10 protein-coding genes are annotated in these 12,446 nt (G+C 62.5%); 4 read left to right on the top strand and 6 right to left on the bottom strand.

The window, feature by feature from the left end; translation table 11 throughout:
- The first annotated feature begins 75 nt into the window (after window positions 1-75).
- Together ABI546_RS16420 and ABI546_RS16415 are read left to right on the top strand one after the other, a co-directional pair.
- Window positions 76-750: a response regulator transcription factor gene (locus ABI546_RS16420; RefSeq protein WP_007870259.1), complete on the top strand. Its 675-nt coding sequence runs from the start codon at window positions 76-78 to the stop codon at window positions 748-750.
- A gap of 206 nt (window positions 751-956) precedes the next feature.
- Window positions 957-2,420, top strand: coding sequence for a sensor histidine kinase N-terminal domain-containing protein (locus tag ABI546_RS16415; RefSeq protein WP_348048169.1), 1,464 nt, complete (start codon window positions 957-959; stop codon window positions 2,418-2,420).
- A 109-nt stretch (window positions 2,421-2,529) separates the two neighbouring features.
- Here the strand turns inward: ABI546_RS16415 and ABI546_RS16410 are convergent, their stop codons facing one another.
- The 6 genes from ABI546_RS16410 to ABI546_RS16385 form a co-directional block, all read right to left on the bottom strand.
- The gene (locus ABI546_RS16410; protein WP_348048165.1) at window positions 2,530-4,944 is read right to left on the bottom strand and encodes an FAD-dependent oxidoreductase; all 2,415 of its coding nucleotides are present in this window, start codon (window positions 4,942-4,944) and stop codon (window positions 2,530-2,532) included.
- Window positions 4,945-5,086: 142 nt separating this feature from the next.
- The gene (locus tag ABI546_RS16405) at window positions 5,087-5,944 is read right to left on the bottom strand and encodes an EamA family transporter (RefSeq protein ID WP_348048163.1); all 858 of its coding nucleotides are present in this window, start codon (window positions 5,942-5,944) and stop codon (window positions 5,087-5,089) included.
- Window positions 5,934-6,503 carry a phosphonate degradation HD-domain oxygenase gene (locus tag ABI546_RS16400; protein ID WP_348048161.1) on the bottom strand — a complete coding sequence of 190 codons (570 nt, stop codon included), beginning with the start codon at window positions 6,501-6,503 and terminating at the stop codon, window positions 5,934-5,936. Before ABI546_RS16400 ends, ABI546_RS16405 begins: the two co-directional genes overlap by 11 nt.
- A 63-nt stretch (window positions 6,504-6,566) precedes the next feature.
- On the bottom strand, window positions 6,567-7,988 hold the full coding sequence (phnY, locus tag ABI546_RS16395) for a phosphonoacetaldehyde dehydrogenase (RefSeq protein WP_348048167.1): 1,422 nt from the start codon (window positions 7,986-7,988) through the stop codon (window positions 6,567-6,569).
- A gap of 75 nt (window positions 7,989-8,063) precedes the next feature.
- Window positions 8,064-9,302 carry a phosphonoacetate hydrolase gene (phnA, locus tag ABI546_RS16390; protein ID WP_348048159.1) on the bottom strand — a complete coding sequence of 413 codons (1,239 nt, stop codon included), beginning with the start codon at window positions 9,300-9,302 and terminating at the stop codon, window positions 8,064-8,066.
- Window positions 9,289-10,095: a phosphonate utilization associated transcriptional regulator gene (locus ABI546_RS16385; protein WP_348048157.1), complete on the bottom strand. Its 807-nt coding sequence runs from the start codon at window positions 10,093-10,095 to the stop codon at window positions 9,289-9,291. The genes phnA and ABI546_RS16385 overlap by 14 nt, the downstream gene beginning before the upstream one ends.
- A gap of 190 nt (window positions 10,096-10,285) precedes the next feature.
- On the opposite strand from ABI546_RS16385, the gene ABI546_RS16380 reads away from it, so the two are divergent.
- Complete coding sequence (locus ABI546_RS16380) at window positions 10,286-11,335, top strand: putative 2-aminoethylphosphonate ABC transporter substrate-binding protein (RefSeq protein WP_348048155.1); 1,050 nt, start codon at window positions 10,286-10,288, stop codon at window positions 11,333-11,335.
- A 161-nt stretch (window positions 11,336-11,496) separates the two neighbouring features.
- On the top strand, window positions 11,497-12,446 hold a 950-nt coding region (locus tag ABI546_RS16375), incomplete at its 3' end, for a putative 2-aminoethylphosphonate ABC transporter ATP-binding protein (RefSeq protein ID WP_348048153.1).

Below are 12,446 nucleotides of genomic sequence, written 5' to 3'. Positions count from 1 at the left end.
GCAAAAGCCTAAAATTTGGGCAAGAAGTAAAACCGCCGTCCGCATCCCGCGGCGCCCCGGCCCACGGAGACAACCATGCGCATTTTGATTGCTGAAGACGACCAGGTTCTTGCGGACGGCCTGCTGCGCACTCTGCGCGCCTCGGGCGCGGCGGCCGACCACGTGGCCAGCGGCACCGAAGCCGATGCCGCGCTGCTCACCAACACCGAGTTCGATTTGCTGATCCTGGACCTGGGCCTGCCGCGCATGCACGGCCTGGAAGTGCTCAAGCGCCTGCGCGCGCGCGGCTCGGCGATGCCGGTGCTGATCCTCACCGCCGCCGACAGTGTGGAAGAACGCGTCAAAGGCCTGGACTACGGCGCCGACGACTACATGGCCAAGCCGTTCTCGCTGCAGGAACTCGAGGCCCGCGTGCGCGCGCTGATACGCCGCGGCATGGGCGGCGCCAGCAGCACCATCAAGCACGGTCCGCTGGTGTATGACCAGGCCGGCCGCGTGGCCACCATCGACGGCCAGATGCTGGAGCTGTCGGCGCGCGAACTCGGCTTGCTCGAAGTACTACTGCAGCGCGCCGGCCGCCTCGTCAGCAAAGACCAGCTGGTCGAGCGTCTCTGCGAATGGGGCGAAGAGGTCAGCAACAACGCGATCGAGGTGTACATCCACCGCCTGCGCAAGAAGATTGAAAAAGGACCGGTGCGGATCGCAACGGTTCGTGGGCTCGGCTACTGCCTTGAAAAAATCCCCGGCTGATGTTGCCCCCACGGTCGCTCACTTCGTGTAGCTCCCTGCCCCCCGAGGGGGCCGCTGCGCCTGCGGTCTGGCAAAGCCAGTCCCGCGGCCCTTGCTTGCGTGAAGAGGGTGCTCAGCTAGTGAGTGCCTCTCGCGCTTTTTGACCTGTGGCCTTACGACTCTTCCAGCGCGAACGCCGAAGCCTCTTCGGCGAGATCCTCGACTGGATGCTCACGCCGCTGTTGCTGCTGTGGCCAATCAGCCTGGCGCTGACCTGGCTGGTGGCGCAGAACATCGCGGGCAAACCCTTTGACCGTGCACTTGAATACAACGTACAGGCGCTGGCCAAGCTTGTCGCCGTCAAGGGCAACCAGGTCCAGTTCAATCTGACGGCACCTGCGCGGGAGATCCTGCGCGCTGACGATACCGATCTGGTCTATTACCAGGTCATCGGCACGCAAGGCGAGCTGCTCAGCGGCGAACACGATTTGCCCCTGCCGCCCGACGAAGAAAAGCCCACCAACGGCGAGGTGCGGCTGCGCGAAGACCTGATCCAGGGCGAGGATGTTCGTGTGGCCTATACCTGGCTCAAGGTTGAAGTCAAAGCGGCGCCACCCACGGGCAAGTCGTCCACACCGCGCGGCGACAAGAACAGCGCTGCAGCCGAGGCCGCGCAGGCATCTCCCCAGCTCGTACTGGTGCAGGTGGCTGAAACACTGGAAAAGCGCAAGACGCTGGCCACTGAAATCGTCAAGGGCACGATGGTGCCGCAGTTCGTCACGCTGCCGCTGGCCGTGCTGTTGGTTTGGCTGGCGCTGGTGCGCGGTATCAAGCCGCTGGCCCAGCTTGAAAAGCGCATCCGCGCGCGCAAGTCCGACGACATGAGCCCGCTCGACGAAACCGCGGTGCCCGAAGAAGTCGCTCCGCTGGTGTCGTCCATCAACGACCTGCTGAGCCGGCTCAAGGTGTCGCTGACCACGCAAAAACGCTTCCTTGCCGATGCGGCCCACCAGCTCAAGACGCCCCTGGCGGGCCTGCGCATGCAGGCCGACCTGGCACAACGTGAGACCGATGCCGACGAGCTCAAAAAATCGCTCAAGCACATCGGCCGCGCCAGCATTCGGGCCACTCACACCGTCAACCAGCTGCTGGCTTTGGCGCGCGCCGAAACCACCGGTCGCAGCCTGGCCAAGCAGCACATCGACCTGGTGCATGTGGTCTCGGAAGTGATGGCCGACTCGGTGCCGCGCGCGCTCGAAAAGCAGATCGACCTGGGCTACGACGGCCCTGAGGCCGGGGAACAAGCTACACAGCTGGAGGGCAACGCCACGCTGCTCAAGGAGCTGGTGCGCAACCTGCTGGACAACGCCATCAACTACACGCCCGAGAAGGGCCAGGTCACGCTGCGGCTGATGACAGACCGCTTCAGCGGCGTGCTGGTGCTGCTGGTCGAAGACTCGGGACCGGGCATTCTGGAATCGGAGCGCGAACTGGTGTTCGAGCCTTTTTACCGTACGCTGGGCACCAACGTCGACGGCTCAGGCCTGGGTCTGGCCATCGTTCTGGAAATCGCCAAACAGCACGGCGCCACCATCACGATTGAAGATGCCGCGCTGGCGGGCCACCCGCAGACGCCGGGCACGCGCGTCACGATACGCTTTGTCGGTATGGATTTGCCTGACGGGCAGTAAGCCGCCAGTCCCCGCATTGCCTTTGCCCAGTTGCCCCGTGAAGATTTTTAACCAAATAGGCCTGTATCCCAGGTAGGACGAGCGCAAGCAGCTCTAAAAATGATAGCAATTAGGGCCTGACGTTCGGCCACTTGTCGTAAAGCTTGACGCCAATGCGTTCGCCCCACAGCTCGATTTGCGCCGGCGTGCCGTCATGCGGCTGATTGGCGCCGGCGCCGCGCACATAGCCCAGCGCCACGCAGGCGCCGGCCAGCGGGCCCCAGCCGACTGAGGAGATTTCGCCCACCGTCTGCCCGTCCATCACGATCGCCTCACCGCCCCAGGCAAAGGCTTCAGGCGTGTCGAACACCAGCGTAACCAGCTTCTTGCGCAGCGCCAGCCCTTGTGAATTGAGCAACGCCGCTTTGCCAATAAAGTCAGCCGGCTTGTCGAGCTTGACGCTGAAGGCCAGCCCGGCCTCCCAGGGTGTTTCGTCCGGGCCGAGCTCGGCCCCCCAGGCGCGGCGACCCTGCTCGATGCGCAGCGCGTCCAGCGCGTAATAGCCCGCATCGCGAATGCCCAGCGGCTTGCCCGCTTCCATCAGCGCAAGGTAAACGTGGCGCGCCATTTCAATCGGCACGTACAGCTCAAAGCCCGGCCCGCCCACGTAGCTCATGCGGGCGGCGCGCACGCGCGCAAAACCCACGTCAATCTCTTTCGTCCAAGAGAACTTCAGCGCCTCGGGTGACACGTCATCCGGGCTGACCAGCGCCAACAGCTCGCGCGCTTTCGGCCCCATCACCGACAACACCGAATACATCGCCGACACGTCGGTCAGCACGGCATGCTCTGCCTGGCCGATATGCCGCGTGATCCAGTCGAAGTCGCGCACGGTTTGCGCTGAGCCGGTGATGATCAGGAATTGATTCGCCGCCTGACGCATCACGGTCAGGTCGCTCTCGAAACCGCCGCGCTCGTTGAGCATCGCGGTGTAGACCATCTTGCCGATGGGCACGTCCATCTCATTGGCGCACAGGCGCTGCAACACCGTGAGCGTATCGCGGCCCTGCAACAGGTATTTGGAAAACGAGGTCTGGTCGTAGAGGGCCACGGTTTCACGCGTAGCCTTCTGCTCTTGAACCATCCAGGGCAACCAGCCCGGTTTCCCGAGCGTGTAGTCAGGACGCGCAACACCGTCGGGTTTGAAATAGCTCGCTCTCTCCCAGCCGTTCTTGCTCCCGAACTCCGCGCCCTTCGCGACCAGGCTGTCATACAGCGGCGAGGTGCGCAGCGGCCGCGCCGTTTCCAGTTCCTGCCTCGGCCAGCGCATCGCGTAATGCAGACCCAAGGTCTCGCCGGTGCGTTCGGCCAGCGCCTTGCGGTTGCCGGTGAAGCTGCCAAAGCGGCGAATGTCCACGTCCCACAAATCGGTGCTGGGCTCGCCGCCCACAATCCATTCGGCCATGAGCCGGCCTGCGCCGCCGCTGTTGGCAATTCCGGCCGAGTTGAAGCCCGCGCAGACAAAATAGTTGCGCAGCTCGGGCGCTTCGCCCAGAATGAAGTTGCCGTCGGGCGTGAAGCTTTCAGGGCCGTTGAGCAGCATCTTGACTTCAGCTGTTTCCAGGCACGGCGTGCGGTGCATCGCCGCAGTCATCAGCGGCTCGAACTGGTCCCAGTCTTCGCCCAGCAGCTCAAACTGGAAGGTCGAAGGAATCGGGTCCATCCTCCAGGGCTTGGCCTGTGGCTCGAAACCACCCATGACCAGGCCGCCGACTTCTTCCTTGTAGTAGATGTAGCCGTCCGGGTCGCGCATGACCGGCAGCATGGGATGCACGCCTGGAATCTTGCCGGTGACGATGTAGAAGTGCTCGGCCGAATACAGCGGCACATTCACGCCCGCCAGCTTGCCGAACTGGCGCGCCCACTGGCCCGCGCAGTTGACGATGACTTCGCAGCGCACGTCACCCTGGGCGGTCTGCACGCCCACGGCCTTGCCGTTTTCAATGATGACGCCGGTCACTTCGATGCCTTCGATCATCTTCACGCCGCGGTTGCGTGCGCCTTTGGCCAGCGACATGCAAAGGTCCGCCGGGTTGGCCTTGCCGTCGCCCGGCAGCCAGATCGCGCCTCGCAGATCGTCGGTGCGCATGATGGGGTATTTGTCACCCGCTTCCTGCGGCGAGATTTCATGGCACTCCACGCCAAAGCCGTTGGCCATGGCCACCTGCTTTTTGAGCACCTTCATGCGCTCCGGCGTGCTCGCCACGTTGACGCTGCCGCATTGCTTCCATCCGGTGGCCAGACCGGTTTCGGCCTCCAGCGAGGCGTACAGCTCAATGCCGTACTTGCTCATCTGCGTCATGTTGCGGTTGGGCCGCATCTGGCCGACCAGTCCGGCCGCGTGCCAGGTAGTGCCGCTGGTGAGCTTGCCCTGCTCGAGCAGCAACACATCGGTCTTGCCCATCTTCGCCAGGTGATAGGCCACCGAGCAGCCGGCAATCCCACCGCCCACGATCACGATTTGCGCTTGAGTCGGAATGTTCATGCGTGCAATCCTCTTTTTCTGTCAAACCAGCGGTTGCCGCGGAACCGGCCTTGGCCTGTCCTGAGTTTGTCGAAGGGCCGGGCCGCAGGCTGCGCCCCCTCGAGGGTGAGGCGCCAAACGCGCTTCGGGGGGAAAGTCATCTCTAGGCCAGGCGTATCGCCATCACGCCGCCGACGATGGCACAGGTACCTGCGAATCTGCGTAAGGTGAACACTTCTTTGAGCAACCAGCAACCCAGCAGAACCGCGAACAGCACCGAGGTTTCGCGCAACGCCGCCACCGTCGCCACGGGTGCGCGCGTCATGGCCCATAACGCAATGCCGTAAGAGCCTAGCGAGGCTAGCGCGCCCCCGGTGGCGACCGGCCAGCGGTGTTTCGCATAGTCGGCCATGGCGCGTCCGCGTCGGGCCATCATCAGGAGGCCGAAGGGCCAGCCGTCGAGCAGAAAGAGTGTGGCGACGTATTGCAAGGCATTGCCGGAAGCCCGCACACCCAAGGCATCAACCACGGTGTAGACCGCGATGATGACGGAATTGGCCAGCGCGAAACCGACCGCCTTGCGCGCGTGCAGCGCGTGGCGGCTCATGCCCAGCACCAGCACACCGCTGCAGATGCCCAGGATGCCGGCCCAGGCCATCGGGTTCAGGGTTTCGCCCAACGTGAAGGTGGCCGACAACGCCACCAGCAACGGCGCCACGCCGCGCATCAGCGGGTAGGTCAGGCCCAGGTCGCCATGCTTGTAGGCTTGGGTGGTGGCGATGTAATAGCCGATGTGGATCAGCACCGAAGCGCCGATGAAAGGCCAGGCTTCCACGCGCGGCAGGCCCACCAGCAGCACCAGAGGCAAGGCCAGCACGGAGCCGATGAGGTGGATGACCGCCATGTCCAGCGACTTGTCGGTGCTGGACTTGACCAGGGCGTTCCAGCCAGCATGCAGCAAGGCACCGAACAAGACGGCGCACAGCACCGGCCACGTGAGCACCAGGATGTCAGGCGGCAACCAACGGCCCCGAAGCGGGAAGGGCGCAGCGCCGTGCTCGCGCCAGGAAATGCGTCAGCGGCGGCGTGACCTTGTTGGCGTCCTTCGCCTGGTCGTCCCACAGACGCAGCTTCACCGCATCCGCGGCGCCCGGTTGCGCGATGAAATGTGCGGCCTCCACAGCCGAGAAGATGCCGCCTTGCAGCAGCAGGCTGCGTTTGGAGTCGGCCGAAAGGCTGGAGTGGTAGCCCCGCCGGGCAGCGCACAGGTAACGCTTGGCATCGACATGCAGCTTGATGGCGTCCAGCACCTCGTCGGGGAACAACCCGCGCAGAAAGGGCAGCGCGCGGTACTGATGCACGTCGTCCACACCGCGCAGCGAAGGTGTCTCGCCCAGGTCATGGAGCAGATGGCCGAGGTCATGGAACAAGGCCGCGGTCACCAGCGCATCACTTGCGCCTTCGGCTTCGCCCAACGCTGCGGTTTGCAACGCGTGCTGCAGCTGGGTCACAGGTTCGCCGCTGTATTGTTCACCGCCGCGCTCTTTAAACAGGTGTTCGATGTCGTCAAAGCTCAGCACTTGAACTCCTCACAGAATGAATGCAGAAAGAAGAATGCTTCTTGGCAGCGGCGGCCGCAGAGATTAGCCATTCCAGGGGAGCGAGTAGGTTTTGAGGTTGGTAAAACTCCTGATCGCTTCCTGCACGCCCTCTTTATAGCCCAGGCCCGAATCCTTGATGCCGCCGAAGGGCGTGAGCTCCAGACGATACCCGGGCACTTCGCGCACATTGACCGTACCGACGTGCAGCTCGCTCACAAAACGGTTGATGTAGTCCAGGCGGTTGGTGCACACCGCACTCGAGAGCCCGTAAGCCGTGCCGTTGGAAATCTGGATGGCTTCTTCAATGCTTTTGAAGCGGATCACCGGCGACACCGGGCCGAATGTCTCCTCGCGGGCCACCGTCATTTGCGGCGAGACATGGTCGAGCAGCGTAGGCGAGTAAAGCGCACCGCGGCGCTTGTTGCCGGCCAGCAGTTTTGCGCCCTGGGCCACGGCCTCGTTCACGCGCGACTCAAACAGCATGGCGGCCGCCTCGTCGATCACCGTGCCCATGTCGTTAGCCTTGTCGGTGGGGTCGCCATATTTCCAGGCCAGTGTCTTGGCCAGCACCTGCTCGACAAACTCGCCGGCGACCGCCTCGTGCACCATGAGCCGCTTGATGGCGGTGCAACGCTGTCCGGAGTTCTTGTAAGAGCCCTGCACGGCCAGCGTGGATGCTTCGTCGATGTCGGCGTCTTCCATCACGATGATGGGGTCGTTGCCCCCCAGCTCCAGCACGACGCGGCGGTAGCCGGCTTTGGAGGCGATGTACTTGCCGATGGCCACGCCGCCGGTGAATGTCACCAGGTCGACCAGCGGATTCGTGATCAGTTCGTCGGCGATCTCGCGCGGGTCGCCCGTCACCACGCTGAGCATTTCGGGCGGCAGGCCCGCTTCGTACAGGATGTCGGCAAACAGGATGGCCGAGAACGGCACTTTCTCGGAAGGCTTGAGCACCATGCGGTTGTTGGTCGCAATGCTGGGCACCACCTTGTGCGCCACCTGGTTCATCGGGTGATTGAAGGGTGTGATGGCGGTAATGACACCCAGCAGCGGCGAGCGGTGCGTGTAAACGCGGCGCTTCTTGCCGTGCGGCGTCAGGTCGCAGCTGAAGATCTGCCCGTCGTCCTTGAGCACCTCGGTCGCGCCGAAAAGCAGCACATCGCTGACCCTGCCCGCTTCATAAATCGCGTCTTTGAGGCAGAGGCCCGCTTCCGCGGTGATGAGGTTGGCGACCTCGGACAGGCGCGACTGGATGAGGGCGGCCGCGCGATTGAGAATCGCTGCGCGTTCGTAGCGGGTGAGCTGCGGCTTGAAGGCGTGCGCTTTGGCAAAGGTGCCCTGTACCTCTTCCAGTGTGGCCTTGGGCACGGTGCCAATCCGTTTTTCGGTGAACGGGTTGACGACTTCAATGGCGCGATCGCCGGTGCGGTCGGCACCGGCCTTGCTGCCCGCAAGACGCATGGCATTGAGCTGATGGTCCTGGATGTACTGTTCAATCACGCTGCGGCTTTCGGGGTGAACGTTGAGGGCTTCGGCTTATTGCGCGTAATTCAGCGCCAGGTCAAACGCGTCAAAGTTGCGAAAGCGCCGGCTCCGGTCCAGCCCGGGGAGTTCACGGTTGACGATAAGCGGCACGCGCTGCTCGCTCATGCCGCCATGCGAACGCAGCGGCACTTCGAGTGCAGACAGATCATGGCGCGAGGCCGATGTCCCGATCACGGTGAAGCGCTCGGACACGGCCACGATGTCGCCGATGCGGTCGGCCGGCAGCTCGAACCGCTCGGCGGCCTGCTCGCGGTTGAGCACCACTTCCATGCCCTTGAGCGCGGCCAGCCGCTGGCGCGCCGCCTCGATGTTGGTTCCTTCCGGCAGGTAGACCGTGGCAAACGAACCCAGCGCGCCGTGGTGCACCACATAGGGGTCGGTGATCGGCAGGATCACGCGTGCAACGCCCGCACCCAGCCAGTTGTCGAACCAGTCCTGCAGGTAGATCACGTCGGGCGTGCCGTCCATGGCCACCTTGGCATTCATGCCGTGGTCGGCCGTGAGCACAATCACGCAACCCAGGTCGTCCAGCTGCTGCATGTAGCCGTCCATCATGCGGTAGAACGCGTTGGCGCCGTCGGTGCCGGGCGCATGCTTGTGCTGCACGTAATCGGTGGTCGAGAGATACATCACATCGGGCTTGTGCTTTTGCATGATCTTGACGCCGGCCGCGAAGACGAACTCCGACAGGTCGGCGCTGTAGACGCTGGGCACCGGCTTGCCGACCAGGCCCAACACGTCTTCAATACCGTTTTCTTCCAGCGTTACCTGATCGGCCTTCTCGGAGGAAAAGCAAATGCCCTTCATCTTGTGGCCCAGCAGCTTGCGCAGCTTGTCCTTCGCCGTGATCACCGCGAGCGATTTGCCAGCATCGGACAGCGCAGCCAGCAAGGTGGGTGCCCGCAGCCATTTCGGGTCGTTCATCATGACCTCGGTGCCCGTCGCGGTGTCAAACAGGTAGTTGCCGCAAATGCCGTGCACGCTGGGCGGCGCCCCGGTGACGATGGAGAGATTGTTGGGGTTGGTAAAGCTGGGCACCACGCAGTCCCCTGTCAGGCCTGATCCGACGGCCAGCGTCTTCTTCAGCCAGGGCATATGCCCTGTGGCGACGGCCTGCGCCAGGTAGTCGGGCTCGCAGCCGTCCACACAAACCACCACCACAGGCTGAATGGGCAAGCGGTAAGCCCTGCCGTTGACATTCAGTTTCTTGCTTTGTTCAGCGACTGTCACGTTGACGCACTCCTTTTGCCGGAATTTTTCCGGCCGTCTTTTCAGCGTTCTCGTCAAGAAGATGCGCGGCTTTGGCCTGTGCCACGCGCGTACCCGGGTTGGCTTGCAGACGCGCCTGACGCCGCAAATCATTTTCGATGGTGCGCTCCTTGCTCTCGATCACATGGTCGTACATGGCCCGGCCCGCCACGTCGGCGTCGCCGGAGGCAATGGCCTTGACGATCTGACGGTGCTCATTGGCCGAAATCGGCATAAGCCATCCATCGGCCAGATTCAGGCGCCGAAACAGCGACAGCTCTTTGATCAGTTTGCGATAAATTGCGGTGAGCTTGCCGTTTCCGGCCATTTCAACCAGTCGGTCGTGAAACTTGAGATTGAGAAGGTGGTAGTTGTAGGCGTCTTCGGCCTTGACGGCTTTTTCCATCGAGTCGACCAGACCCTTGATTTCCTTGAGCTGGGCTGACGTGATGTTCCTGGCCAGCTGGCGGCCCACCAGCTCATCCATCGCGGCACGCAGGTCAAAGATCTCGACGGCCTCGTCGATGGGAATGTCGCGCACGAAAACACCGCGGTTCTTCTCGTTGCGCACCAACCCGGCCTCTTCGAGCATACGGAACGCTTCACGCACGGGCCCACGGGAAACGCCCATTTTTTCGGCCAAGGCGGCCTCGATCAATTTGCTGCCCGGCTCGTATTCGCCAACAAGAATGGCGCGCTCAATTTCCTGCTGCACCACGGTGGTGAGCGAGCTGCTCTGAAGCAGCGCAATGGTGGGGTGAAAGACGGCGTTCATGCCCTGCATTGAAGCACAAAACCCAGGATTGTCAACAATCTGCAAAAAACAATTGACAAGATAAAAGTGGCGTCGTTAAATAAAAAGTGAGCTGGGTTGATGCGACCTGAACACAGGTTGGTCATCGCAGTGTCACTCCACGGACACGAACAGGTCACAACATTGCAGGTTTTCCCATAAAGGATTTTTTATGCAACTGGCTACCCATCTCAAATCAATGACCAAGGCGATCGCCCTTCTCGGGTTGCTCGCAACCGCCAGTGGCGCATTCGCCCAGAAAACCCAACTCCTGGTCTACACCGCACTGGAAACCGACCAGATCAAAGCCTATCAAGAGGGTTTCAACAAGGTCTATCCGGACATCGAAATCAAATGGGTCCGCGACTCGACCGGTGTGATCACCGCCAAGCTGCTCGCCGAAAAATCCAACCCGCAAGCCGACACCATCATGGGTGTGGCTGCCTCCAGCCTGGCCTTGCTCGACAAACAGGGCATGCTCGAACCCTACGCGCCGATCAATCTTGACGGCATCATGAGTCAGTACCGTGACAAGAAGAAGGTGCCCGCCTGGTTCGGCATGGACGTGTGGGGCGCCACGGTGTGCTTCAACACCGCCGAGGCGGCCAAAAAGAACATCCCCAAACCGGAAACCTGGCAAGACCTGACCAAGCCCATCTACAAGGGCCAGATCGTGATGCCCAATCCCGCCTCCAGCGGCACCGGTTACTTCGACGTGACGGCCTGGCTCACGCTCTTCGGCGACAAGGACGGCAAGGGCGGTGGCTGGAAATACATGGATGGCCTGCATGAAAACATCGCGCAGTACACCCACTCGGGCTCCAAGCCCTGCAACATGGCCGCCTCCGGCGAATTCCTGATGGGCATTTCGTTTGAGTACCGCGGCAACGCCAACAAGGCCAAGGGCGCGCCGATCGACCTCGTGTTCCCCAAGGAGGGCTTGGGCTGGGATCTGGAAGCTTTTGCCATTCACAAGGGCACCAAGAAACTGGACGCCGCCAAGAAGCTGGCCGACTGGGCATCGAGCAAGGACGCGATGATGCTGTACGGCAAAAACTTTGCCATCACCGCGCAGCCCGGCCTGGCGCCGCCACTGGCCAATGTGCCCAAAGACTACGAGTCACGCCTCGTGAAGATGGATTTCAACTGGGCCGCCGACAACCGCGAGCGCATCCTCAACGAGTGGACCAAGCGCTACAACTCCAAAACAGAAAAAAAGTGAATCACCCCCTTCTCGGCTCACTTCGTGTAACCGGATCCCCCCTCTAGGGGGCAACGCCTGCGGCCCGGCGAAGCCGGTTCCGCGGCGTTTGCTTGCACTGCATACCCGTTCTCAACACTGCGTCCAGATAAACCGGGCGTAGCCAAGGCGTGACCCCAGGCATGAACAAAGACACTTTTCTGAACCTGCGCCATATCCGCAAGGAGTTTGGCGCTTTTACTGCGCTGCAAGACATCAACCTGGATATCCGCAAGGGCGAGTTCGTGTGTTTTCTCGGCCCGTCGGGCTGCGGCAAGACGACGCTGCTGCGCATCATTGCCGGGCTGGAGGTGCAAACGTCTGGCGAAGTGCATCAGGGTGGGCGCGACATCTCGCGGCTGCCGCCGGCTTTGCGTGACTACGGCATCGTGTTCCAGAGCTATGCGCTCTTTCCCAATCTGAGCGTGGCGGACAACGTGGCTTATGGGCTGGTGAATCGCAAGACGCCCAAGGCCGAGGCGGCCAAACGGGTGACTGAACTGGTCAGGCTGGTGGGTTTGCCTGGCAGTGAAGCCAAGTACCCCAGCCAGTTGTCGGGCGGCCAGCAGCAGCGCATTGCGCTGGCACGCGCATTGGCCACTTCACCGGGTTTGCTGCTGCTCGATGAGCCCCTCTCTGCCCTCGACGCGCTGGAGCGGGTGCGGCTGCGATCTGAAATACGTACGCTGCAGCAAAAACTGGGCGTGACCACCATCATGGTGACGCACGACCAGGAAGAGGCCTTGAGCGTGGCCGACCGCATCGTGGTGATGAACCATGGGCTGATCGAGCAGGTGGGCACGCCCATGGAAATCTACCGTGAGCCGGCTTCGCCTTTCGTGGCCGACTTTGTGGGCAAGGTCAATGTAATGCCGGTGCGCGTGAGCGGCGGCGAGATGAAGTTCGGCGCCCTGTGCCTGCCCTGCGACGGCGCCGACCGTGAGGCCAAAATTTATTTGCGGCCTGAAGACGTGCTGGCCCGCCCGATTGCCGCCGGCGACGCCCACGTGTTCGACGCCACGATCGAGAAGATCGAGTTCCTGGGCTCCTTCTGTCATGTGCATGTGGCCTCGCCCGCGCTGGGCGGCCACAA

The organism is Polaromonas sp., assembly GCF_039932935.1.
Lineage (GTDB): Bacteria > Pseudomonadota > Gammaproteobacteria > Burkholderiales > Burkholderiaceae_C > Polaromonas.
This window is presented reverse-complemented; position numbering and strand designations above follow the sequence as displayed.